Genomic DNA, 22160 nt, shown 5'->3' with positions numbered 1-22160 from the left:
GTGAAACTTTCACTCCGCGCCGGGCGTCACCAGCGCTCGTACCCGGCGAACGGGCGGGCGCCGCCGCCCGCCCGGACGGTGATCACCAGGCCGCCGTGGGCGAAGACGTCGACGACGTCGCCCGCGTGGTCGCGGAAGGCCCGGTCCTCCTTCTCGTCGCCGGTGCGGGCGTCGAGGACGGTCAGGCTGTCGTGGTAGCGGCTGGAGTACATCAGGACCATGACCCGGCCGTCCTCGGCGTGCAGGGCCCGGAAGTGGGCCTTGGCCCGGCCGATGTCGGCCTGCCACGCCTCGGTGCCCGTGGTCAGGTCGAACGCGACCAGGCGGTCCTTGCTCCTGACGGTGGTGTGGGCGAACAGCCGCCCGCCGGAGACGGCGAAGTCCGTCCCGATCGAGCCGTAGTGCTCGCCGGTGGCCTCCACCCGGGAGGTCGGGCGGCCGTCCGGCCCGAACACGAGGAACGCGTCGAGGCCCTGGCCGCGTTCGTCGGCCCGCAGCACGATCGGGGCGGTGGACACCACCGTCACCGCGGCGCGGTCGGCGACGCCCCGGCGTTCGTCCAGCGGCACGGTCCAGCGCGAGGCCCCGCTGCCCGGATCGAACGCGGCCAGCTTCACCTCGCCCTCGCACGTGAGCACCGCGAGCACCTGCCCGGGCGCCGACGCCACCTTCCCCGGCAGGCACCCCGCCGGCACGGCGGCGGTCCACCGCGCGGCACCGGTGCGCAGGTCGACGGCGCGCACCGCGCCGGCGTCGACGCCGGCGTCCAGGACCACGCCGAGCCCGCCGCCGACCGCCAGGAGGTCCTCGTTGGACCGGCCCGCCTCCAGCTCCCACGTCCTGCGGTCGCCGTGCCACAGCTCCCGGCCGTCGGAGAGGTCCAGCGCGGCGACGGTCGGACAGCCCCGGCCCGCCGTCCCGGCCAGGTCGCCGTACGCGACCAGCACCAGCGAACCGTCAACAGCCGTACTGGTCGCGCAGATCCGGCTGTGCCCCGGCGGCAGGTACTCCCACCGCTTGCGGCCCGTCCCGGCCTCGAACCCCGTCACGCTGTTGAACCGGCCGCGCACCAGGGTGTCCCCGACCGCCCACGTCCGGTGCGCCCCGTCCTCCGACGACGTCCCGTCCCGGTCGGACTCCCAGGCGCGCGTCAGCGACGCCCCCGGCCAGTACCCCGAATCGCCGAGGAACAGCCACGCCGCCCCGACCGCCAGCACGGCCGCGCCCACGGCCGCACCAGCCCTGACGGCCACCCGCCGTCCGCGACCCGTCGACCCGGCCCCCGCGTCCTTCGCCACCCCGGCCCCCCGCTCATCCGCACCCGAACGCCCCAGAGCGTACGCACCCGCCCCCCGCCCCTCGCACCCGGGGTGATCCCGTTTCCCCGACCGCGCGGACGGGGGCGGCTACCGCCGTCCGCGGACGAACCTGCCCGGGGTGGTGCCGAGGATGCGGCGGAAGTGGCGGGTGAGGTGGGGTTGGTCGTGGAAGCCGAGGGCGGTGGCGACGGCGGCCGGCGGGTGGCCGTCCAGGAGGAGGCGGCGCGCGCGGTCGACGCGGCGGGCGGTGAGGTACTGGTGCGGGGGGAGGCCGAACGCGGCGGTGAACGCGCGGACCAGGTGCGCGGGGTGGGCGTGGAGCAGGTTCGCGGCCTCGTCGAGCGTGGTCCGCTCGGTGAGCCGCGCGTCCAGCAGGTCGCGCAGGTCGTGGGCGACTCCCCGGCCGACCGGCTCGGCGGGCCCGGCGGCCCGCGGGCGCAGCAGTTCGCGCAGCCGCGCGCAGATCAGCGCCAGCCGGCTCGCCGCCTCCCACTCCTCCCCGGCCCGGCCGAGCGCCGCGTGCAGCTGCCCGACGCGCTGCCGCAGCAGCGGGTCCGCGAGGTCCGGTCCGTCGACCGCCGGTCCGATCAACTCCTCGCCGATCCGGCCGGTTTCGAGGTAGAGGACGCGCTTGCGGAAGCCTCCCTCGGTGGCCGGGGACCCGTTGTGCGGGACGTGCGGCGGCAGCAGGCTGACGGTGCCGTGGGGGGTGCCCCGGCGGTGCCGGTCGAGGTCGTAGCGGACGGCGCCGTCGTCGACGATCAGCAGCGTCCAGGAGTCGTGGACGTGCATGGGGTAGCGGTGTTCGGTGAGGTGCGCGTGCAGCACCTCGACCACGCCGGGGACGCGCGGCCGCCAGGCCGTGATCTCCTGCCGGGCCGCCGTCGTCGCCATGCAAAGAACGTACAAGACCGCGCACCGCCGGGCGGGGCACGCTCACTCCATGGACACGCACCCGCTCCCCTCCCCCGCCGCCCCGGCCTCCGCCCCTCGCTCCGACACGAAGATCGCCGTCCTGCTCCGCTCGGACCTCGCACCGTGGCAGCGGCTGAACGTGACGGCCTTCGTGGTGAGCGGGCTGGGCACCGCCGTACCGGAGTTGATCGGCGAACCGTACGCGGACGCGGACGGCACGCCGTACCTGCCGATGTTCCGTCAGCCGGTGCTGGTGTTCGAGGGCGACGGGGTGCTGCTGTCCGCGGCGCACGGCCGGGCGCTGGCCCGGTCGTTGCCGGTGGCGGTGTTCACCGCGGAGCTGTTCGGCACCGGCAACGACCGCGACAACCGGGCCGCGGTGCGCGCGGTGCCGACGGCGGCGCTCGATCTGGTGGGGCTGGCGCTGCACGGTCCGCGCAACGCGGTGGACAAGGTGCTCAAGGGGGCGCGCATGCACCCGTGACGGGTGCCCGTCAGCCGGCGAGTCCGCGGTGGCGGGCGATCGCCGCGACGAGGCTCGCGGAGGACGGGAGGCTCTTGCCCTCCTCGCCGAGCAGCACCCGGTGCGCGGTGTTGAAGGGGAACGCGGTGAGGCCGGGCGCCCGGACGGCGGGGCCGTCGGAGTCGTCGCCGGCGTCGGCCCACTCGCCGCCGCAGCAGCGGACCATCACCTCGCCGGTGCAGGCGCCGACCAGCCGCCACCACAGGCCAGTCCGCGGATCGTCGAGCGGGCCGTCGGCGATCAACTCGGCGCACACGGCGTCGAGTTCGGCCAGTCCGTCGATGCTCCGGTCTCCAGTTGCCGGCCGTGGTTGTCGGCGACCAGCGCCGCGCACTGCTCGGCGATGAACGCCAGGTCGACCGCGGGCACTCCCTCTTTCCGCTGCGGCTTCCGCTGCGGCTCTCGTTCCATGGCGGAGATCCTGCCGGGCGGGCCTCCGCCCCGGCCAACGGCTTTCCGGCCGCGCCGCTCCTGACGGCCCTCGGACCGCCAGGGCCCCTCAGGCCCGGAGCGAGGCGAGCGTGACCACGGTGATGTCGGAGGGGGCGCCGACCCGGACGGGCGGGCCCCAGGCACCGGCGCCCCGGGTGACGTACAGCTGGGTGTCGCCGTACCGCTCCAGGCCGGCCACGGTCGGGTTGGCCAGTTCGGCGAGGTAGTTGCCGGGCCAGAGCTGGCCGCCGTGGGTGTGCCCGGAGAGTTGGAGGTCCACGCCGTGGCGGACGCTGTCGTGGACGGTCACCGGCTGGTGGGCCATCAGGACGGCGGCCCGGCCGCGGTCGCGGTCGTCCAGCGCCTTGGCGTAGTCGGGGCCCTGGCCCTGCGCGGTGCCGCCGATGTCGTTGACGCCGGCGAGGTCGAACCAGGGCAGTTCGACCCGGGCGTTCTCCAGCGGGTGGACGCCGAGTTCGCGGACGAACTCGACCCATGGCGCGGCGCCCGAGAAGTACTCGTGGTTGCCGGTGACGAAGTACGCGCCGTCCGTGGCCCGCAGATCCGCCAACGGGTGGGCGGCGGGGCCGAGTTCGGCGACGCTGCCGTCGACCAGGTCGCCGACCACGGCGACCAGGTCGGGCTGTGCGGCGTTGATGGTGTCGACGATCCGCCGGGTGTGCGCCCGGCCGAGTATCGGTCCGAGGTGGATGTCGCTGACCACCGCGATCCGGTAGCCGTGCGCGGCCCGCGGCAGTTTCGCCAGCGGCACCGTCACCTGCTTCACCCGCGGCCCGCGCAGCACCCCGTACGTGCCGTTGCCCACCACGCCGACGGCGACCCCGGCGGCAGCCCCGGCCACCACTCGCGACACGAACAGCCGCCGGGACGGCTCGGCGGCGGTCGGGCCGGAGGGCACCGGGGCGCCGGGCTCCGGCTCGGGGAGCGCCGCCCCGGGAGCCGTCGGCCGGGGGGCGGCCGCCCCGTCGGAGGCCACCGCTTCGACCGCCACCGGCTCGGGGACGGCCGCCGCGGCGGGCTGCCCGGCGGCGGGGGCCCGGCGGCGCGCCAGCCGGAGCAGCAGGGGGCGCAGCAGTTCGCCGGCCAGCAGCGCGAGCAGGAGGTAGAGGAGGACGGCGAGCCACAGGTACCCGGGCCAGGCGAACCAGCGCTGCACGGCGAGCGGGAAGACCCGGCTGCCGACCAGGGCGAGGACGGAGAGCAGGGGCAGCAGGACGGCGAGCACGGTGCCGGTGTGCCGGTACCGGCCGCCGGGGCGGGAGACGTCGCGGACCAGCCGCCGCCACAGGTACCAGTGCGCCGCCCCGAACAGGCCGAGCACCGCAGCCACTCCGACCACCACCGCGATCACCATGCGGCAAGTATCGGGGCGGGGCGGTCGCGGGCTGTGACCGGGGTGCCGTTCCGGTCGACCGGGCGTGGCCGAGCGGGTGCGGTGCGTTCCGACGGGCGCGCGGTTGCTGTGAGCCCGCGCACATCGCGGCGGGCTCCTACGGTCCTCGATAGTCGGTTCCCGGCCGGTCCGGCCGACAGCGCCTGCCGCGGCTCCGCGCCCGCCCGCTCGGGCGGGACGATGTCGCAGGTCAGCGCCGGTCTGCGGGGGAGGCGGCGGCCGTGCGGTCCGGGCCGGCGGGCGGGGCTCCGGGGGCCGTCCGGCTCGGCGTCCGCCGGCCGTCCCACTACGACGGAGCGTAGTTTTCGGGCCCATTGAGCGACTCTCCGTGGTCTGCCAAGAATGTCCCCCGTCCGCCGGGCAGTCCGGCCGGTCCCACCCGGTCCGCTGTTCCCGCCTGCCACGTTCGTGCAAGTGCTGTGCCGCATCGGCGCCGTGCCGCGCCGCGTGCCGGTCGGCGGCCGCCGTGTCCGACCGGCCGTCCGGCCCGTACGAGCAGAAGAGGTCGCCATGCAGCACCGCAGGACGCTCAGCTTCTCGGAGAAGCTCCGCCGTCACCGTCACGCCGTGGTGACGGGCATCGCCACCCTGGCCGTCGCGGGCACCGCCACCCTGGCCATCGCCCTGCCGCAGGACGCCGCGCCGGCCGAGGCCGCCGCCCACCCGGTCCCGGCGAACGGCCTGCAGCCGGCGGCGGACGCCGCCTCCGCGCAGGCCGCGGCCGAGGCGAGCGCCAGTGCCAGCGCGAGCGCGAGCGCCGAGGCGAAGGCCAAGGCGGACGCCGAGGCGAGCGCCAGTGCCAGCGCCAGCGCCGAGGCGGAGGCCAGGGCGAAGGCCGAAGCGTCCGCCGAGGCCGAAGCGTCCGCGAAGGCGGAGGCTTCGGCCTCGGCTTCGGCCTCGGCTTCGGCGAAGGCGTCGGCGGAGGCGAAGGCCCGTCAGGAGGCGGCCTCGCGCTCGCAGCAGCGTCAGGCGCTGCCGAGCAGCACGCCGAGCGCGTCCGCGTTCGCCTCGACCGCCGCTTCCGCGCCGACGTACAGCGGGACGCCGCAGCAGATCGCGGCGCAGATCGTCCCGGCGGGCCAGCTGCAGTGCTTCAGCAACATCGTGGAGCGGGAGAGCAGCTGGAACGTGCACGCGACCAACCCGTCCTCGGGTGCGTACGGGCTGATGCAGGCGCTGCCGGGTTCGAAGATGGCGTCGGCGGGTGCGGACTGGAAGGACAATCCGGCGACCCAGATCAAGTGGGGCCTGCAGTACATGAACGAGACGTACGGCAGCCCGTGCGCGGCGTGGTCGTTCTGGCAGGCGCACAACTGGTACTGAGGGCGCTGGGCGCACTTCTCGGGGCGCGTTCGGCACGGTGTGTGCGCAGCTCCACCACCATGCGTACATCTGACGATACGTCAGCAAGTCGCGGCGTTCCGCCCTCTATCCGGACATTTCATCGCACGATCGTGTCCATTTGGTGAAGATTCGGCGAACGTCCCGCGACAGCTGTCCGGAATAGCCGCTTTCGAGCGGCTTCCGACCTTTGCCTGAGGCTGTCCCCGCCCCTAGCCTCCCGCCCATGGCCCCACCACTGATCACCGTCGTGCTGCCCGCCTACGACGAGCAAGGACAACTGAAGGAGTGTCTCGACTCCCTGCTCGGGCAGTCCTTCCGCGAGTTCGAGATCATCGTGGTGCAGACGCCCTCCCCGCACTGCCCGGAGGAGCGGCTGCTGGAGGCGTACGAGCTGCGCGACGCCCGGGTGCGGGTGCTGCGGCTGGACGCGGAGCCCGGCATCGGGCGGGCCCGGATGGCGGGCGCGGCGCACGCGCGCGGCCAGTACCTGCTGTTCCTGGACGCCGACCACCTGCTCCCGGCGGACGCGTTCGAGGCGATGGACGCCCGGCTCGCCGAGACCGGCGAGGTGGACCTGCTGCTGTTCGGCCACAACCGCGAGTACCGGGACAAGGTCTGGCCGGGCAACGCGGCGGAGATGCTGGCCGCCGCCGGTCCGGGCGTGTTCACCGCGGCCGAGCACCCGGAGGTGTTCGGCGCGCCGCCGCTGGTGTGGGACCGGCTGATCCGCACCGGCACCGCGCCGGCCTTCCCGGACGGCTTCTACGAGGAGGTCCCGGCGGTGCACCGCTCGCTGATGGCCGCCGCCCGCATCGCGGTGCTCGACCGCGAGTGCGTCACCATCCGCCGCCGGCACACCCTGCACCCGGCGGGCAGCGAGGGCGCGAGCCACTTCGACCTGTTCGACCGCTACGAGGGCACCTTCGAGCAGTTGGACGCGCAGCCGGCCGACGCCGTGCCGGTCACGTCCGAGCTGCGCGCGCACCTGTTCACCCGGATGGTGCGCCACTACCTGTTCGTCTTCGACCTGCCGGGCTGCCTGAGCCGCGCCGAGCGCCCGCAGTTCTTCCAGCGCGCCGCCGAGCACTACAAGCGGTTCCTCCCGGCCGGCTACCGCCGGCCCGAGGGCCGCGAGGGCATCAAGTTCTCGCTGCTGGCGTCGAATTCGTACGCCACCTTCGAGGTCGCCAAGTTCTCCCGGCTGGCGGGCGTGCGGCGCTGAGTCCGGCGCTCCGCGCTTTCCCGCGCCCCCTGGCGGGTACACGCTCCAGTGGGGGCCGATGGTGGCGGTTCGCGGCGGTGGACGGCCGCGGGCGCCGCGGGCGGGCCATCTCGCGTTCCGGCCGGGCGTCCTGACGCATCGTCGGTCCGACCCGGACGGTAGAGTCCCTCCCCGCGACCGGCTCTGCCGCGCCACCTCCGTGCACCCTCTCCGTGCACCACCGGACCGGAAGGCGAACTCCCCGATGACTGCCCCTGTCTCCCCGCCGGCCGACCGGGCCGCGGACCCCGCCCCGGACCCCGTTTCCGACGTGTACTCCGCCGACGGCGGCCCCGGCCCGGCGTCGACCGTTCAACTCCCGCCCCAGCAGCAGATGGCGGGGTGGGCGGTCCTGCTGCTCGGCGTGCTGCTGCTGGCCGAGGCGTTCGTCTGCGTCGCCGCGCTGATCAGCGTCTGGACGCCGCTCACCACGCTGACCGCCGAACGCGCCCCGGTCTCCGATCCGATGCCGTGGAGCGTGCTCGGACTCGGGCCCTGGCACCTGACCTCCAACACCGCGATGCTGGTGGCCGTCCTGGCGGCCAGCGGGCTCGGCAGCTTCGTGCACGCCGCCACGTCCTTCGCCACCTACGCGGGCAACCGCCAGCTCCTGCCGAGCTGGCTGCCCTGGTACCTGCTGCGCACCGCGATCGGCGGCGCCCTCGCCCTGCTGGTCTACTTCCTGCTGCGCGGCGGCCTGTTCGCCAACGGCACCGACGGCACCGCCACCAACCCGTACGGCTTCGCCGGGATCGCCGGCCTGTGCGGCCTGTTCTCCAAGCAGGCCACCGACAAGCTCCGCGAGATCTTCGACACCGTCCTGACCACCCGCGACGGCGCGGGCGACGACGAACGCGACGACAAGATCCAGCCCACCGCCCCGACTTCACCCACCGCCGCCCCGGCCGCCACCGCGCCGGGCGCACCGGTGCCGACCGCCGCCGCCCCGGCGACCCCGGGCGGGGCGGACGAGGCGGCCCCGGCCCCCGTGGCCCCGCTGACGAAGCCCCAGCCGGCCGAGCTGGCGGTGGCGACCATCCCGCAGCAGACCGCCAACGCCTCCGAATCCGCCTGACCAACAGGGCTGCTGACCGTCCGTCGGGCCGTTGGACGGTCAGCAGCAACCGCCCGCCGAGGCGCTGCCGAGCACGGTCAGCGCGAGCGGCACCGGCGCGGCGGGCGCGGTGGTGCAGCAGCCGCCCGACTGCTCGGCCTCGGGCTCGGGCTCGTCGTAGCGGCCCGATCCGCCGCAGACTCCGGTCTCGGGGAGCGTGAGTTCGACCCGGGCGGCGGCCTCGTGGTCGCCGGCCAGCGCGGCGGCCACCGAGCGGACCTGCTCGTAGCCGGTCATCGCCAGGAACGTCGGCGCGCGGCCGTAGGACTTCATGCCGACCAGGTACACGTCCTGCTCGGGGTGCGCCAACTCGCGGGCGCCGTGCGGGTAGACGGTGCCGCAGGAGTGCTGGTTCGGGTCGATCAGCGGGGCCAGCGCGGTGGGGGCCTGGAGGCGGTCGTCCAGGGCCAGGCGCAGCTCGTCGAGGAAGCTCAGGTCGGGGCGCAGGCCGGTGAGGACCAGGATCTCGTCGACGGGTTCGCTGCGGCGGCCGTCCTCGGCCCGCAGCACGAGGCGGCCGTCGGCGGCGGGTTCCACGGCGGTGGTGCGGAAGCCGGTGAGGGCGTCGGCGCGGCCGTCCTCGACGGCCTTCCGGGCGGCGAGACCGAGGGCGCCGCGGGCGGGAAGCTGGTCGGCTGTGCCGCCACCGTAGGTGGAGCCGGTGATGCCGCGGCGCAGCACCCAGACGGCGTGCGTTCCGGGTTCGTGCCGGGCCAGGTCGGCGAGGGCGGCGAGGGCGGTGAACGCGGACGCGCCGGTGCCGACGACGGCGGTGCGGCGGCCGGCGTACCGGGCGCGCACGGCGGGGTCGTCGAGGTCCGGGATGCGGCGGGCGATGCGGCCGGCGGCGGCGCGTTCGCCGAGGGCGGGCAGGCCGTCGGCGCCGAGCGGGCCGGGGGTGGTCCAGGTGCCGGATGCGTCGATGACGGCGGCGGCGAGCAGGCGTTCCTCGGCGCCGTCCGGGTGGGCCACGTGGACGGTGAAGGGCTGGTCCGCGCGCCCGGCGTCGACGATCCGGTCGCGCCCGGCACGGGCGATGCCGGTGACCCTGGCGCCGTAGCGGACGCGGTCGCCGAGGGCGTCGGCGAGCGGCTGGAGGTACTGGGCTACCCAGTCGCCGCCGGACGGGTAGGCCGCCGGGTCCGGGCGGGTCCAGCCGGTGGGGGCGAGCAGCTTCTCGGCGGCGGGGTCGACCAGTTCGGCCCAGGTGGAGAACAGGCGGACGTGCGACCAGCCGCGCACGGAGGTGGCGGCGGTGGGGCCGGCCTCCAGCACCAGGGGTTCGAGGCCGCGCTCCAGCAGGTGGGCGGCGGCGGCCAGGCCGATCGGGCCGGCGCCGACGACCAGGACGGGCAGCTCGGAGCGGTCGGGGCTGGCGGTCATGGCGGTCCCTTCGCGGTGTTCGGGGCTCGACCCGGGCACCTGTTTCGATGAACGTCGATGTGATGGCGGTTCCGACCTTGCCCCTTGCTTCGACGAATGTCAACATAGACGTATGTCGAATTCCAGTGTCGGGCTGCCGGTCCTCGAGTCCGCGGCCGCCGCGTGCTGCCCGCCCCTCGGCTCGGCCGAACTCTCCGAGCCGGACGCGGTGCGCCTGGCCGCCGCGTTCAAGGCGCTCGGCGATCCGGTGCGCCTGCGGCTCTTCTCCAAGATCGCCTCGCACGAGGGCGGCGAGGCCTGCGTCTGCGACATCCAGGACGTCGGCGTCTCCCAGCCGACCGTCTCCCACCACCTGAAGAAGCTCCGCGAGGCCGGGCTCCTCAGCTCGGAGCGGCGCGGCACCTGGGTCTACTACCGGGTCGAGCCGTCCGCCCTGGCTGGCCTCACCGCGCTGCTCGACCTCGACCACCGCCCGACCGAGGGCCGTTGACCGTGATCACCGCCATGACGCCCGAGCACGCCGACCAGGTCCTGGCGATCTACCGCGCGGGCATTGCCGAGGGCAACGCCACCTTCGAGCCGCAGCCCCCGAGTTGGGGCGCCTTCGACGCGGCCCGGCTGCCCGGCCACCGGTACGTCGCCCTCGATGCCCAGGGGCGCGTCCTGGGCTGGGCGGCGGTCGGTGCGGTCTCCTCCCGCCCCGTGTACGCGGGGGTGGTCGAGCACTCGGTGTACGTCCACCCCGAGCACCGCGGCCGCGGCGTGGCCGGCGCCCTGCTGCAGGCACTGATCGCCTCCACCGAGGCGGCCGGGATCTGGACGGTCCAGTCCTCGGTGTTCCCGGAGAACGCCGCCAGCCTCGCCCTGCACGCCCGGCACGGTTTCCGCGTCGTCGGCACCCGCGAGCGGGTCGCCCGCCACCACGGGGTGTGGCGCGACACCGTCCTGATCGAGCGCCGGAGCCCGATCATCGGCTGACGCGCCGTCAGGCCGCTACTGCGGGGTCCGGGCGTCCCGCACGGGCGGGCGGTCGACCGGTTCGACGTACCTGGTCCGCCCGTCCACCGCGTTCAGCCCCTCCGTCTCGGGCACCGGCGGCCCGGCCCGTACGGCCGACCGGACGGGTGCGGACGCTCCGGCGGAAGGCGTCGCCGCAGCCGCAGTCCTCGACCCCGCGCAACACCGGCACCGCGGCCGCGAGTTCGGGCTCACCCCGGTGCTCCCGCAGCTCGGTCGGACCGGCGACCAGGTCCGGGAAGACGTCACGGACCAGCGGGTGCTCGGATGCCCTGGGCGAAACGTCACCACCGCCCGGCAGCCGCCCGCACCGGTCTTCGATGGACGGCCGCCGGGCGGCGGGGCCAGGACACGGCGGGCGGCCGGGCGCGGCGGGCGATCAGGACGGGGTGGGGACGAAGCGTCCGCGCCAGGCCAGCGAGACGTACACCAGGGCGATCAGGACCGGCACTTCGATGAGCGGGCCGACGACGCCGGCCAGGGCCTGGCCGGAGGTGACGCCGAAGGTGCCGATGGCGACGGCGATGGCGAGTTCGAAGTTGTTGCCGGCAGCGGTGAAGGCGAGGGTGGCGGTGCGGTCGTAGCCGAGGCCCAGGGCCTTGCCGAGGGCGAAGGCGCCGAACCACATGAGGGCGAAGTAGGCGAGCAGCGGCAGGGCGATCCGGGCGACGTCCAGCGGCTGCGAGGTGATCGTTCTCCCCTGGAGGGCGAAGAGGACGACGATGGTGAACAGCAGGCCGTACAGCGCCCAGGGGCCGATCCTCGGGAGCACCTTCGCCTCGTAGCGTTCGCGGCCGAGCTTCTGCTCGCCGAGGCGGCGGGTGAGGAAGCCGGCGACGAGCGGGATGCCGAGGAAGACGACGACGTTCAGGGCGATCTTCCACATGGAGACGTCGAGGCGCTCGCCCTCGCCCAGGCCCAGCCAGCCGGGCAGCAGGTCGAGGTAGAACCAGCCCAGGACGCCGAACATGACGACCTGGAAGACGCTGTTGAGCGCGACCAGGACGGCGGCGGCCTCGCGGTCGCCGCACGCCAGGTCGTTCCAGATGATCACCATGGCGATGCAGCGGGCCAGGCCCACGATGATCAGCCCGGTACGGTACTCGGGCAGGTCCGCCAGGAAGATCCAGGCCAGCGCGAACATCACCGCAGGCCCGACGATCCAGTTGATCACCAAGGAGGACGCCATCAGCCGGCGGTCGCCGGTGACGGTGTCGAGGCGGTCGTAGCGGACCTTGGCGAGCACCGGGTACATCATGACCAGCAGGCCGAGCGCGATCGGCAGCGAGATGCCGCCGACCTCCACCTTCGCCAGGGCGTCGTTCAGCCCGGGGATCAGCCGGCCCAGCGCGAGGCCGGCGGCCATCGCGACGAGGATCCACACCGCGAGGTAGCGGTCGACGAACGACAGCTTCCCGGCGACCGACGCGGCTTCGGGTCTGCTCTCGGGGGCGGGCGCGGTGCGGGGCATCAGCAGGACCTCTTGGCGTCGGCGTTGGCGCGGGCGGTGGCGGCGAGGTCGGCGAACTGCCCGGAAAGCGCTTCCAGGACGTCCGGGCGCAGCCGGTAGTACGTGAACCGGCCGCAGGGCTCGGTGTCCACCACGCCGGCCTCCCGCAGCACCCTCAGGTGGTTGGAGAGGTTGGTCTGCCGGGCGCCGGTCTCCTCCACCAGGTGGGTGGTGCACAGGGTTTCGCGGGCCAGCAGGGTCACGATCCGGAGCCTGAGCGGGTCGGACAGCACCCGCAACAGTTCAGTGTCGACTGACATCACCATGGGCTGATACTTTCACGGCGGCCAGCGCCGACACCACCCCCGCCCCCGCCCACCCGAAGGACGCCTTCCCATGACCGCGCCAGTCGCCTCCGTGCTCTTCGTCTGCGTCCACAACGCCGGCCGCTCCCAGATGGCCGCCGGCTTCCTCACCCACCTCGCCGGCGACCGCGTCGAGGTCCGCTCCGCCGGCTCCGTCCCCGGCCCGGAGGTCAACCCGGCCGCCGTCGCCGCGATGGCGGAGATCGGCATCGACATCGCCGACCAGAAGCCGAAGATCCTCACCCCCGAGGCCGTCCGGTCCTCGGACTACGTCATCACCATGGGCTGCGGCGACGCCTGCCCCTACTTCCCCGGCCGCCACTACCTCGACTGGCCGCTGGACGACCCGGCCGGCCAGGGCGTCGAAGCCGTCCGCCCGATCCGCGACGCCGTCCGCGCGCGCGTCGAACAGCTGGTCGCCGAGATCGACGCCCGGACCCGCCCGGCGTCCTGACGTCCCGCCGGCAAGCGCTTTCCGACTGCTCCGATCGGGCAGCATCGGCGGACGCGCCCGGCAGCGGCCCGCGGCCGGGAGGCGCGAACCCTACGGTCCTGCTGTGCACACCACGCTGATCAGGCTCGCGGCCGAAGCGAACGGCCTGAAGATCGACTGGGCCCGCATGCCCACCTACAACACCATCATGTCGCTGTGCGCAGGGGCGGGTCTGCTGCTCGTCGTCGCCCTGGGGTGGCTGCTGCTGACGGACCGTCCGGTCGTGCCCGACGCCTGGGCGATGGGGTTCGGCGCGCTGGGGGTGATCCTGTTCGCGACGGGCCTGCACATGACGCTGACCTGGCCGCTGGCCGGGCAGGGGTTCCCGTTCGACAACGTGATCTTCGGGGAGCCGTCACTGGGCTTCGGGGTGCTGCTGCTCTTCGCGGCGTTCTTCCTCTGGCGGCGCGGCGCGGCGTTGGGCGAGGTCGGCGTCGACCGGGGCCGTACGGTCGCCGCGCTCGCCGCGCCGGTGTCCCTGCTCGTCCTCGGGCTCGGACTGGCGTGCTTCGGGATCGCCGCGGCGGGCTGGCGCTACACGCTGTTCGCCGCGCCTCCCGAGGAGCCGATCTCGGGCGAGTTCGCCGGCCACCCGATGCTGGAGGCGAGCTTCATGTCCGCCCTGTACGTGCTGACCGGCGTCGGCGCCGTCCTGTTCCCGTTCGTCCTGCGCCGCCGGGGCGGCGCCGTGGCCTGGACGGCCGGGATCTGCTGGACGCTCGCGGGCCTGGCGTTCCTGCTGTTCGGGGCGCTGAACTACTTCACCCACATCGGACTGATCGTCAACACCATGTAGCGGGGCGGCCGCCCCCGTCCGACCCGCACCGTGTGCCCCGCACCCGTGGGGGCCCTCCCGCTGGGATGATCGGGCCATGGCACCCGACCTCGCCCGCGCCCTCGCCGCCGCCGTTCGCGGCGAGGTCCGCTTCGACACCGCCGAGCGGGCCGTGTACGGCCAGGACGCGTCCAACTACCGGCACGTCCCGCGCGGAGTGGTGAAGCCCGCCGACCGGGACGACGTGCGGGCGGCGCTGACGGTGTGCCGGGAGTTCGGGGCGCCGGTGGTGGCGCGCGGGTCGGGGACGAGCATCGGCGGCCAGGCGATCGGGCCGGGCGCGGTGGTGCTGGACTTCCGCCGGCACCTCGGCCGGGTGCTGTCCGTCGACCCGGAGGCCCGCACGGCGCGGGTCGAGCCGGGCACCGTGCTGGACGAACTCCAGCGCGCCGCCCGTCCGTTCGGCCTGCGGTTCGGCCCCGACCCGTCCACCCACAGCCGGTGCACGCTCGGCGGGATGATCGGCAACGACGCCTGCGGTTCGCACTCGCTCGCCTGGGGCCGGACCTCCGACAACCTGCACAGCCTGGACCTGCTGCTCGCCGACGGCACCGAACTGACCGTCACCGGCCCGCTGCCGCCCGCCGGCCGGGCCGCACTGGCCGCCGCCCCGGGCCGACTCGGCCGCCTGCACCGGGAGTTGCAGGCCCTCGCGGCCGACAACCTGGCGCTGCTGCGCCGCGCGGTGCCGGCGCTGCCCCGCCTCGGCTCGGGCTACCCGCTGGACGCGCTGCTGCCGGAGCGCGGCCACGACCTGGTCCGGGCCGTCACCGGCACCGAGGGGACGTGTGCCCTGCTGCTCGGCGCGACCGTCCGGCTGGTGCCCGAACCGCCGTACCGGGCACTGCTGGTGGCGGGCTACCCGGACGAGACGGCGGCCGCCGACGCGGTGCCCGCGCTGCTGCACCTGGGGCCCCTGACCTGCGAGGGGATGGCCGCCGACCTGGTCGCCGCGCTGCTCGCCTCCGGTCCGCGCCCGCCGGTGCTGGACCGGCTGCCGGCCGGCGCCTGCTGGCTGTTCCTGGAGACCGGCGGCGACAGCGCGGCCGAGGCCGCCGACCGGGCCCGCGAACTCGCCGAGCAGGTACGGCGGGAGCGCACCGCGACGGCCGCACTGGTCACCGACCCCGCCGAGCAGCGTGCGCTGTGGTCGATCCGCGAGGCCGGCGCCGGCATCGTCACCCGCCTGCCGCCCGGTCCGGACGGCGCGCCCGGCGGCGCGGCCTGGCCCGGCTGGGAGGACTCGGCCGTACCGGTCGAGCAACTCGGCTCGTACCTGCGGCAGTTGCGGGCCCTGCTGAAGCGGCACGGCCTGCGCGGGGTGCCGTACGGGCACTTCGGCGAGGGGTGCGTGCACCTGCGGCTGGACTTCCCGCTGCGCGAACGGCCGCAGGCGATGCGGGAGTTCGTCACCGAGGCGGCGGATCTGGCGGTGGCGCACGGCGGTTCGCTGTCCGGCGAGCACGGCGACGGGCAGGCCCGGGCCGAACTGCTGCCCCGGATGTTCCCGCCGCAGATGATCGACCTGTTCGCCCGGTTCAAGCGGATCTGGGACCCGGACGGCCTGCTCAATCCGGGCCTGCTGGTCGACCCGCGCCCGCTGGACGCCGATCTCCGGTTCCCGGGGCAGGAGTTTCCGGTCACCCTGGCCTATCCGCAGGACGCCGGCGGCCTGCTCGACGCGGTGCACCGCTGCGTGGGCGTCGGCAAGTGCGTGGACACCGCGAGCGGGGTGATGTGCCCGAGCTACCAGGTGACCGAGGAGGAGCGGCACTCCACCCGCGGCCGGGCCCGGCTGCTGGGCGAGATGCTGCGCGGCGAACTGGTCACCGACGGCTGGCGGTCGCCGGAGGTCCGCGAGGCGCTCGACCTGTGCCTGGGCTGCAAGGGCTGCGCGAGCGACTGTCCGGTGCACGTGGACATGGCCACCTACCGGTCCGAATTCCTGTACCACCACTACCGGTTCAGGCCGCGTCCGGCCGCCCACTGGTCGCTGGGCCTGCTGCCGCTGTGGCTGCGCCTGGCGCACCTCGCGCCGCGCACCGCCAATGCCGTGCTGCGCGGCCGGTTCACCGGTGCTGTGCTCAAGCGGCTGGGCGGCATCGACCCGCGGCGCGCCCTGCCCGCTCTCCCCGAGCGCCGGTTCACCGCCTGGTTCCGCTCCCACCGGGCCGCGCACCCCGCCGACCCGGCCGGCCCGGCGGTCCTGCTCTGGCCCGACTCGATGTCCGAACTGCTCGACCCGGCACCGGCGGTGGCGGCCGTCCTGGTCCTGGAACGACTCGGCTTCCGGGTCGAACTGCCGGCCGGCCCGGTGTGCTGCGGACTGACGCTGATCGCCAGCGGGCAGCTCGGCGCGGCCCGCCGGGTGGTCCGCCGCAGCCTGCGCCGACTGCCGCCCGGCCTGCCGGTGGTCGGCCTGGAGCCGTCCTGCACCGCCACGCTGCGCGGCGACTGGCCCAAGCTGCTCGGCGGCGAGCCCGAACTCCCGTCCCGGGTCCGCACCTTGGCCGAGTTCCTGGACGAGCGGGAGGTCGCGCTGCCGAAGCTCGGCGGGACGGCGATGACCCAGGTGCACTGCCACCAGCACGCCGTCCTGGGCACCGCCGCCGATCGGCGCCTGACCGAGCGGCTCGGCCTGACGAACCGTCAGATCGACCCGGGGTGCTGCGGGTTGGCCGGAGCGTTCGGCTTCGAGCAGGGCCATTACGAGGTGTCGGTGGCCCTCGCCGAACGCGCCCTGCTGCCGGCGGTCCGGGCCGCCGACCCCGACACCCTGCTGCTCGCGGACGGCCTCAGCTGCCGCACCCAGATCACCCAACTGGAGCCGTCCGCCCGGCCGTTGCACCTCGCCGAGGTTCTGCTCCGGGCCTTCGAGCAGTCCGAGCGGCCCGGTCTCCGGGCCCCTCACTCGCCCGGGTAGCGCACCCCGATCCGCTGCCGCACCGCGTCCAGGGTGCGCATCACCGCGAGCGTGGCGTCCAGCGGGACCAGCGCCGACTCGGTCTCGCCGGCCCGCAGGCAGCGCATCACCTCGGCCGCCTCCAGGCCGTAGCCGTGGCCGTCCCCGACCGGACCGTGGAAGGTCTCGGGGTCGCGGCCCTCGCGGTGGAGGGTGAAGCCGGCCGGGTGGAAGAAGTCCCGCTCGATCTCGATCCGGCCCGAGTCGCCCTGGATCGAGGCGCGTTGGCCGCACTGGACCTCCAGCGAGCAGGACAGCAGAGCGGTCGCCCCGCTCCCGTACCCGAGCAGCATGCCGGTGTGCGCGTCCACGCCGCGATCGGTCAGCCGGGCCGTCGCCTGCACGGACTCCGGCTCCCCGAGCAGCAGCTGGGCGAACGCGACCGGGTACACGCCGAGGTCCAGCAGCGCGCCGCCGCCGGCCGCCGGGTCCCACAGCCGGTGCCCCGGGTCGGCCGGTCCGACGAAGCCGAACTCGGCCTGCACGGACCGCACTTCACCGATCGCGCCGTCGTCGATCAGCTCGACGATCCGGCGGACGGACGGATCCAGCCAGGTCCACATCGCCTCCATCAGGAGGACCTCCCGCTTGCGGGCGAGCGCGACCAGCTCGGCGCTCTCGGCGGCGTTCAGCGTGAACGGCTTCTCGCACAGCACCGCCTTGCCCGCCTCCAGCAGCAGCTTCGCCGCACTGTGGTGCGCCGAGTGCGGCGTGGCCACGTACACCACGTCCACCTCGGGATCGGCCGCCAGCTCCTGCCAACTGCCGTACGCGCGCCCGATGCCGTGCCGCTCGGCGAACATCCGGGCGGACTCCTCCCGGCGGGACGCCACCGCGAAGGCCTGCGCGCCCGGCACGGCGGCCAGGTCCTCGACGAAGGAAGTGGCGATGCCGCCGGTGGCAAGGATGCCCCAGCGGATCGGACGGTCGGTGATCGGCTGCATGCTGGTCCTTCGCAACGGCGGGGCGTGGGGGCCGGCCCAGCCTATCCACGCCCCGCCCGCGCCCGCCCGGCAGTCCGTCGCAACGTGCCCTTCCGCCGCGAACTACCAGGCGGTAACCTTCCGGTCCGCTCACCCACCCCCACCGGGAGCAGCCGCCATGGCCGAGCACCACGATCCGTCCGCCGACCACCGCCGGACCCGCGCCGCGCTCGCCGCCACCGCCGAGCGCCTGGTCCAACTCCTTGAATCCACCCGCGAGTCCGGCGCGCGGGCCGTCCTTCCCGGCTGGTCGGTGGCCGACGTCGGCGCCCACGTGGCGGCCGTGTTCCTGGCCTACTGCTCCTCGGTGTCGAACGAGGACACCGTGGACTGGGACGAACTCCTGCCGACCGCAGACCTGCCCTTCGGCCCCCGGATGGCCGTCGTGAACGGCCGCGCCGTGGCCATGCTCGGCGCCCAACTCGACGGCGACGCCGCCGGATTCCTCGCCGCCCGGACCGCCCGCTTCCTCCGGGCCACCGCCGACCTCGCCCCCGACGCCCCCGTCGCCACCCCCTGGTACGGCCCCCGCCCCGCCCTCACCGTCGCGGCGGCCACCGGTCTGCTGCTCAGCGAGTGCCTGGTGCACGGCCGGGACATCGCCCGCGCCACCCGCCGGCCCTGGCGGATACCCCCGGACCACGCCGCCCTGGTGCTCGGCCAAGCCATGCCGATCATGATGCCACTGGCCCTCGACCGCACCGCCGCCCGCGACGTCGACCTCGTCCTCGACCTCACCGTCCGCGGCGGCCCCCGCCTCTGCCTGACCTTCCGCGACGCCACCCTGACCGTCACCCGCGACACCCCGCCCCGCACCCCCGACTGCCGCGTCTCCGCCGACCCCGTCGCCTTCCTCCTCGTCGCCTTCCACCGCACCCCCCAGTGGCGGGCCATCGCCCTCGGCCACCTCCGCGCCACCGGCCGCCGCCCCTGGCTCGCCACCCGCCTCACCCGCCTCATCCCGTCCCCGTAACCCCGCCACCGCCCACGCCCCGCCCGTGGCCCCAGCACAACCCCCGTACGCAGCGGCCTCCTCACCCGTCCCGCGCCACCGCCAACAGCACCACGTCATCCATCAGCCGCCCCCGACGTAACCCCCAAGAAGGCCCCACACCCGCCAAGCGCAGCGCCCTCTCACCCGTCCCTCACCACCGCCAACAGCGCCACGTCATCCATCAGCCGCCCCCCGACACAGCCCCAAAAAAGGCCCCACACCCGCCCACCGCAGCGCCCTCTCACCCGTCCCGCGCCACCGCCAACAGCGCCACGTCAGCCATCAGCCGCCCCCCGACATAGCCCCAAAAAAAGGCCCCTCGCCCGCCCATCGCAGCGCCCTCTCACCCGCGTCCCTCACCACCGCCAGCAGCGCGCCACGTCATCCATCAACCGCCCCCCGACATAGCCCACATCCCCACCCCCAAAAAAGTCCCCACACCCGCCAAGCGCAGCGCCCTCTCACCCGTCCCGCGCCACCGCCAACAGCGCCATGTCGTCCATCAGCCGCCCCCGACATAGCCCACATCCCCACCCCCCCCAAAAAAGTCCCCACACCCGCCAAGCGCAGCGCCCTCTCACCCGTCCCTCGCCACCGCGATCAGCGCCGCGTCGTCCATCAGCCGCCCCCCGACGTAGCCGAGCAGGTCGTGGCGCAGGCGGTCGAGGAAGTCCTCCGGGGTGGGTGCAGGGGCGAGGTGGGTGGCGCGGGTCGGAAGCGGGTAGAAGGTCGCCTCGCCGTTGCGGGCCTCGGTGACACCGTCGGTGTAGAGGAGCAGCATGCTGCCGGGCGGGAACGCGAACTCCTCGGTGCGGCGCGCCGCCGGGGCGAGTTCGCCCATGCCCAGCGGCGGACCGGCCCGGCGGACGGGAAGTAGTCGGGCGCTGTCCGGAGTGACCAGGAGCGGCGGCGGGTGCCCGCAGTCGGCGAGTCTGATCACGGGCCGGTCGTCCGGGAGGTCGAGCACGATCGCGGTGGCGAAGTTCTCCCTGATCTCCTGCCCGCAGTCCGCGAGTTCGGCCAGGTGGCGCTGGTAGGACACTTCCAGCGCGTCCGCCAGCCGCGCCGGATCCTCGTGCCGGTGCGCCACTTCGCGGAAGGCCCCGAGCAGCGCGGCCGCGTCACCGACCGCCCCGAGTCCCTTGCCGCGGACGTCCCCGATCAGCAGCCGGGTCGTCCGACCGGCCCGCACTGCCGCGTACAGGTCGCCGCCGACGTGAGCTTCGTCGGCGGCGGCCAGGTAGCGGGTGGCGAGTCGCAGCGGCCCGGCCCGGTCGGGCAGTGGGCGCATCAGGACGCGTTGCACCGCGTCGGAGACGGTGCGGACCTGGGTGAGTTCGAGCCCGTGCCGTTCGCGCACCCGGCAGTAGGCGACGACGACACCGGTGACGAGCGCGAGCGCGACGATCTGGGCCTGGTGGTTGGCGGTGAGCAGGCCGCCGTGCAGGGCGGCGATGACGGTCTGGGCGACCAGCGCGGCGACGCCGACCAGGAAGGTCAGGCGGCTGCCGGCGAACGACGGGGTGATCGCGGGTGCGACGACCAGGAGCGGGCCGAGGTGGATGTTCGGGGAGATCAGGATGTCGGTGGCGGAGATCAGCACGATCAGGCCGAGCGGCAGCAGCACCATCAGGTGTCCGGTGCGCCACTCGCTCCGCAGTCCCGCCAGGCTACGCCGCACGTCCACTCCACCACCATGCCTCGCGGCGCTCCCGCCCACGACCGGTGAACGCTGCGCGCACGGGATATGGCGTTGCGTCACGGGCCGCCCCTACGATCACGCCATGACGACGCCCCCGCCCACGAGCTCCGACTCCGACCCGACCACGGGCACCGCGCCTTCGGGCACCGCGCCTTCGAGCACTCCGCCCGCGAACACCCGGTCCGCGAGCACCCGGTCCGCCGAGCACCCGCTGGAACTCGCGGAGGCCGCGCGTATCCTGGCCGACCGCTTCGCGCCGTGGGTGCAGGCCCTCGGCCTGTCGGTGGTGGAGACCGGGGCGCGGCACGCGGTCCTGCGGCTGCCGTGGTCGGACCAGTTGGCCCGGGACGGCGGCGGGCTGTCCGGGCAGGCCATGATGGCGGCGGCGGACACGGCGACGGTGGTCGCGGTCTCCTCCGCGCTGGGCGGGTTCGGGCCGATGACGACCGTCCAGCAGTCGATCACCTTCCAGCGCGCGGCCCGTGGCACCGACCTGCTGGTGACGGCGCGGCTGACCAAGCTGGGCCGGCGGATCGCCTTCGCGGACATCACGCTGACCGCGCCGGACGCGCCGGACGACCCGGTCGCGCACGCCACCACGGTCTACGCCTTCCCGGGCTGATCCGACCCGCCCCGCACTGCCCGGTGCACACCCCTGTTCGCGGGGGTGTACCGGGCAGTAGCCTCCCCTGGTCCGTGTCCTCGATCATTCGCCGCCTGGAGGCTCCATGCGCCCGATCCCCTGCTGCCGCACGCTCGTTGCGGCCGCTCTCGCCGCTCTGACGCTGACCGGCGCGGCGGCCGTTCCCGCTTCGGCGGCGCAGGGCGGGCAGCACCGCACCGCGTACTACCTGGCGGTCGGCGACTCGCTGGCGGCCGGCTACCAGTCGACGCCGGGCGGCGGCCACGTCGTGGGTCGCGGCTACGCGCAGGACCTGGCGAGGACGCTGGGCGAGCGTGCGGCGCGCGACCACCGCCCGTTCGAGTTCACCGACCTGGGCTGCCCGGGCGAGACCACCGGCACCATGGCGAACGGCGGCTGCCCGTACCCGCACTCCTTCGGCGGCTCCCAACTGGAGGCGGCGGTGGCCTACTTGGAGGCGCACCGGAAGGACGAGGTGCTGGTGACGATCGACATCGGCGCCAACGACGTGCAGCGCTGTGCGGCGGGCGGCTCGCTGGACCTGCCGTGCGCGCTGAACGGCATCGAGCAGGTCCGCACCGGCCTGGACCGCATCCTCGGCGCGCTCCGGGAGGCGGCGGGCCCGCACACCCGGATCGTCGGCATGAACCTGTACGACCCGTTCCTGGCGGCCTGGATGACGGGTGATCAGGGCAGGGCGATGGCGACCGCCTCGGTGCCGCTGGCCGGCGCGCTCAACTCGGTCATCGAGGCGGTGGACGCGCGCCACCGGGTCCCGACCGCCGACGTCGCGGGAGCGTTCGCCACCACGTCCTTCGCGCCGCTGGTGCCGCTGGGCGGCCAGCAGGTGCCGCTGAACGTGGCGCGGATCATGCAGTGGACCAACATGGCGCGCGGCGACATCCACGCCAACGACGCCGGCTACCAGGTGATCGCGGACCAGTTCCTGGCGAAGCTGCCCAAGCAGTACCTGCACTGACCCCCAGCCGTCGGGACCGCCCGGTCCGACGG

At 74.7% G+C, this 22160-nt stretch carries 22 protein-coding genes; 12 read left to right on the top strand and 10 right to left on the bottom strand.

The window, feature by feature from the left end; genetic code table 11:
• Positions 1 to 26: 26 nt before the first annotated feature.
• Positions 27 to 1253 (bottom strand): PQQ-binding-like beta-propeller repeat protein, encoded by a 1227-nt coding sequence (locus ACFV1L_RS12210; RefSeq protein WP_380365169.1) that lies wholly within the window; start codon positions 1251 to 1253, stop codon positions 27 to 29.
• Positions 1254 to 1406: 153 nt separating this feature from the next.
• A complete protein-coding gene (locus tag ACFV1L_RS12205; protein WP_380365168.1) occupies positions 1407 to 2213 on the bottom strand; it encodes an AraC family transcriptional regulator in 807 nt (268 codons plus the stop codon).
• 49 nt (positions 2214 to 2262) lie between these two features.
• Here ACFV1L_RS12205 and ACFV1L_RS12200 point away from each other — a divergent pair, with 49 nt between their 5' ends.
• Positions 2263 to 2718, top strand: a complete 456-nt coding sequence (locus ACFV1L_RS12200; RefSeq protein ID WP_380365167.1) for a DUF2000 family protein — start codon at positions 2263 to 2265, stop codon at positions 2716 to 2718.
• 10 nt (positions 2719 to 2728) lie between these two features.
• On the opposite strand, the gene ACFV1L_RS12195 is transcribed toward ACFV1L_RS12200, so the two are convergent.
• From ACFV1L_RS12195 to ACFV1L_RS12185, 3 genes are all read right to left on the bottom strand, one after another.
• Entirely contained in the window at positions 2729 to 3013 is a 285-nt protein-coding gene (locus tag ACFV1L_RS12195) for a hypothetical protein (RefSeq protein WP_380365166.1), read from the bottom strand.
• A complete protein-coding gene (locus ACFV1L_RS12190) occupies positions 2998 to 3168 on the bottom strand; it encodes a hypothetical protein (protein ID WP_380365165.1) in 171 nt (56 codons plus the stop codon). The genes ACFV1L_RS12195 and ACFV1L_RS12190 overlap by 16 nt, the downstream gene beginning before the upstream one ends.
• 88 nt (positions 3169 to 3256) lie before the next feature.
• Positions 3257 to 4564, bottom strand: coding sequence for a metallophosphoesterase (locus tag ACFV1L_RS12185; protein WP_380365164.1), 1308 nt, complete (start codon positions 4562 to 4564; stop codon positions 3257 to 3259).
• A gap of 549 nt (positions 4565 to 5113) precedes the next feature.
• Here ACFV1L_RS12185 and ACFV1L_RS12180 point away from each other — a divergent pair.
• From ACFV1L_RS12180 to ACFV1L_RS12170, 3 genes are all read left to right on the top strand, one after another.
• Positions 5114 to 5926, top strand: coding sequence for a lytic transglycosylase domain-containing protein (locus ACFV1L_RS12180; protein WP_380365163.1), 813 nt, complete (start codon positions 5114 to 5116; stop codon positions 5924 to 5926).
• Between the two features lie 244 nt (positions 5927 to 6170).
• Positions 6171 to 7169 (top strand): glycosyltransferase family 2 protein, encoded by a 999-nt coding sequence (locus tag ACFV1L_RS12175; protein ID WP_380365162.1) that lies wholly within the window; start codon positions 6171 to 6173, stop codon positions 7167 to 7169.
• 244 nt (positions 7170 to 7413) lie between these two features.
• On the top strand, positions 7414 to 8283 hold the full coding sequence (locus tag ACFV1L_RS12170; protein WP_380365161.1) for a hypothetical protein: 870 nt from the start codon (positions 7414 to 7416) through the stop codon (positions 8281 to 8283).
• Positions 8284 to 8322: 39 nt separating this feature from the next.
• Here the strand turns inward: ACFV1L_RS12170 and ACFV1L_RS12165 are convergent, their stop codons facing one another.
• Positions 8323 to 9705: an FAD-dependent oxidoreductase gene (locus ACFV1L_RS12165; protein WP_380365160.1), complete on the bottom strand. Its 1383-nt coding sequence runs from the start codon at positions 9703 to 9705 to the stop codon at positions 8323 to 8325.
• 112 nt (positions 9706 to 9817) lie between these two features.
• Between ACFV1L_RS12165 and ACFV1L_RS12160 the strand changes: the two genes are divergently transcribed.
• Complete coding sequence (locus ACFV1L_RS12160; protein WP_380365159.1) at positions 9818 to 10195, top strand: ArsR/SmtB family transcription factor; 378 nt, start codon at positions 9818 to 9820, stop codon at positions 10193 to 10195.
• Between the two features lie 14 nt (positions 10196 to 10209).
• Positions 10210 to 10683 (top strand): GNAT family N-acetyltransferase, encoded by a 474-nt coding sequence (locus ACFV1L_RS12155; protein WP_380365188.1) that lies wholly within the window; start codon positions 10210 to 10212, stop codon positions 10681 to 10683.
• Positions 10684 to 11101: 418 nt separating this feature from the next.
• Here ACFV1L_RS12155 and arsB read toward each other — a convergent pair whose 3' ends face one another.
• Positions 11102 to 12193 (bottom strand): ACR3 family arsenite efflux transporter, encoded by a 1092-nt coding sequence (gene arsB, locus ACFV1L_RS12150; protein ID WP_380365158.1) that lies wholly within the window; start codon positions 12191 to 12193, stop codon positions 11102 to 11104.
• Positions 12193 to 12498 (bottom strand): ArsR/SmtB family transcription factor, encoded by a 306-nt coding sequence (locus ACFV1L_RS12145; protein ID WP_380365157.1) that lies wholly within the window; start codon positions 12496 to 12498, stop codon positions 12193 to 12195. Before ACFV1L_RS12145 ends, arsB begins: the two co-directional genes overlap by 1 nt.
• Before the next feature lie 70 nt (positions 12499 to 12568).
• Here ACFV1L_RS12145 and ACFV1L_RS12140 point away from each other — a divergent pair, with 70 nt between their 5' ends.
• The 3 genes from ACFV1L_RS12140 (at position 12569) to ACFV1L_RS12130 (ending at position 16788) form a co-directional block, all read left to right on the top strand.
• Entirely contained in the window at positions 12569 to 12991 is a 423-nt protein-coding gene (locus ACFV1L_RS12140) for an arsenate reductase ArsC (protein WP_380365156.1), read from the top strand.
• 166 nt (positions 12992 to 13157) lie between these two features.
• On the top strand, positions 13158 to 13826 hold the full coding sequence (locus tag ACFV1L_RS12135) for a DUF981 family protein (RefSeq protein WP_380365187.1): 669 nt from the start codon (positions 13158 to 13160) through the stop codon (positions 13824 to 13826).
• A gap of 76 nt (positions 13827 to 13902) precedes the next feature.
• Positions 13903 to 16788, top strand: a complete 2886-nt coding sequence (locus ACFV1L_RS12130; protein ID WP_380365155.1) for an FAD-binding and (Fe-S)-binding domain-containing protein — start codon at positions 13903 to 13905, stop codon at positions 16786 to 16788.
• Here the strand turns inward: ACFV1L_RS12130 and ACFV1L_RS12125 are convergent.
• Positions 16773 to 17771 (bottom strand): Gfo/Idh/MocA family protein, encoded by a 999-nt coding sequence (locus ACFV1L_RS12125; RefSeq protein ID WP_380365154.1) that lies wholly within the window; start codon positions 17769 to 17771, stop codon positions 16773 to 16775. The genes ACFV1L_RS12130 and ACFV1L_RS12125 overlap by 16 nt on opposite strands.
• A gap of 157 nt (positions 17772 to 17928) precedes the next feature.
• Here ACFV1L_RS12125 and ACFV1L_RS12120 point away from each other — a divergent pair, with 157 nt between their 5' ends.
• Positions 17929 to 18783, top strand: coding sequence for a maleylpyruvate isomerase family mycothiol-dependent enzyme (locus tag ACFV1L_RS12120; RefSeq protein ID WP_380365153.1), 855 nt, complete (start codon positions 17929 to 17931; stop codon positions 18781 to 18783).
• 598 nt (positions 18784 to 19381) lie between these two features.
• Here ACFV1L_RS12120 and ACFV1L_RS12115 read toward each other — a convergent pair.
• A complete protein-coding gene (locus tag ACFV1L_RS12115) occupies positions 19382 to 20485 on the bottom strand; it encodes a PP2C family protein-serine/threonine phosphatase (RefSeq protein ID WP_380365152.1) in 1104 nt (367 codons plus the stop codon).
• Positions 20486 to 20588: 103 nt separating this feature from the next.
• Between ACFV1L_RS12115 and ACFV1L_RS12110 the strand changes: the two genes are divergently transcribed.
• Together ACFV1L_RS12110 and ACFV1L_RS12105 are read left to right on the top strand one after the other, a co-directional pair.
• Positions 20589 to 21128, top strand: a complete 540-nt coding sequence (locus ACFV1L_RS12110; protein WP_380365151.1) for a PaaI family thioesterase — start codon at positions 20589 to 20591, stop codon at positions 21126 to 21128.
• A gap of 106 nt (positions 21129 to 21234) precedes the next feature.
• Positions 21235 to 22128 carry an SGNH/GDSL hydrolase family protein gene (locus ACFV1L_RS12105; RefSeq protein WP_380365150.1) on the top strand — a complete coding sequence of 298 codons (894 nt, stop codon included), beginning with the start codon at positions 21235 to 21237 and terminating at the stop codon, positions 22126 to 22128.
• Positions 22129 to 22160 lie beyond the last annotated feature (32 nt).

It is taken from the genome of Kitasatospora sp. NPDC059646 (assembly GCF_042734615.1).
In the GTDB taxonomy this organism is placed as follows: domain Bacteria; phylum Actinomycetota; class Actinomycetes; order Streptomycetales; family Streptomycetaceae; genus Kitasatospora.
Note: the sequence above shows the minus strand (reverse complement) of the source record. Positions and strands in the feature narration are given on the sequence as shown.

Bases quoted from the DNA above. Each gene is read 5' to 3' on its own strand.
- ACFV1L_RS12180 (WP_380365163.1), top strand. From the start codon at position 5,114: ATGCAGCACCGCAGGACGCTCAGCTTCTCGGAGAAGCTCCGCCGTCAC.
- arsB (WP_380365158.1), bottom strand. From the start codon at position 12,193: ATGCCCCGCACCGCGCCCGCCCCCGAGAGCAGACCCGAAGCCGCGTCG.
- ACFV1L_RS12170 (WP_380365161.1), top strand. From the start codon at position 7,414: ATGACTGCCCCTGTCTCCCCGCCGGCCGACCGGGCCGCGGACCCCGCC.
- ACFV1L_RS12125 (WP_380365154.1), bottom strand. From the start codon at position 17,771: ATGCAGCCGATCACCGACCGTCCGATCCGCTGGGGCATCCTTGCCACC.
- ACFV1L_RS12205 (WP_380365168.1), bottom strand. From the start codon at position 2,213: ATGGCGACGACGGCGGCCCGGCAGGAGATCACGGCCTGGCGGCCGCGC.
- ACFV1L_RS12160 (WP_380365159.1), top strand. From the start codon at position 9,818: ATGTCGAATTCCAGTGTCGGGCTGCCGGTCCTCGAGTCCGCGGCCGCC.
- ACFV1L_RS12155 (WP_380365188.1), top strand. From the start codon at position 10,210: ATGACGCCCGAGCACGCCGACCAGGTCCTGGCGATCTACCGCGCGGGC.
- ACFV1L_RS12135 (WP_380365187.1), top strand. From the start codon at position 13,158: ATGCCCACCTACAACACCATCATGTCGCTGTGCGCAGGGGCGGGTCTG.
- ACFV1L_RS12185 (WP_380365164.1), bottom strand. From the start codon at position 4,564: ATGGTGATCGCGGTGGTGGTCGGAGTGGCTGCGGTGCTCGGCCTGTTC.
- ACFV1L_RS12200 (WP_380365167.1), top strand. From the start codon at position 2,263: ATGGACACGCACCCGCTCCCCTCCCCCGCCGCCCCGGCCTCCGCCCCT.
- ACFV1L_RS12110 (WP_380365151.1), top strand. From the start codon at position 20,589: ATGACGACGCCCCCGCCCACGAGCTCCGACTCCGACCCGACCACGGGC.
- ACFV1L_RS12175 (WP_380365162.1), top strand. From the start codon at position 6,171: ATGGCCCCACCACTGATCACCGTCGTGCTGCCCGCCTACGACGAGCAA.
- ACFV1L_RS12190 (WP_380365165.1), bottom strand. From the start codon at position 3,168: ATGGAACGAGAGCCGCAGCGGAAGCCGCAGCGGAAAGAGGGAGTGCCC.
- ACFV1L_RS12140 (WP_380365156.1), top strand. From the start codon at position 12,569: ATGACCGCGCCAGTCGCCTCCGTGCTCTTCGTCTGCGTCCACAACGCC.
- ACFV1L_RS12105 (WP_380365150.1), top strand. From the start codon at position 21,235: ATGCGCCCGATCCCCTGCTGCCGCACGCTCGTTGCGGCCGCTCTCGCC.
- ACFV1L_RS12130 (WP_380365155.1), top strand. From the start codon at position 13,903: ATGGCACCCGACCTCGCCCGCGCCCTCGCCGCCGCCGTTCGCGGCGAG.
- ACFV1L_RS12145 (WP_380365157.1), bottom strand. From the start codon at position 12,498: ATGGTGATGTCAGTCGACACTGAACTGTTGCGGGTGCTGTCCGACCCG.
- ACFV1L_RS12165 (WP_380365160.1), bottom strand. From the start codon at position 9,705: ATGACCGCCAGCCCCGACCGCTCCGAGCTGCCCGTCCTGGTCGTCGGC.
- ACFV1L_RS12120 (WP_380365153.1), top strand. From the start codon at position 17,929: ATGGCCGAGCACCACGATCCGTCCGCCGACCACCGCCGGACCCGCGCC.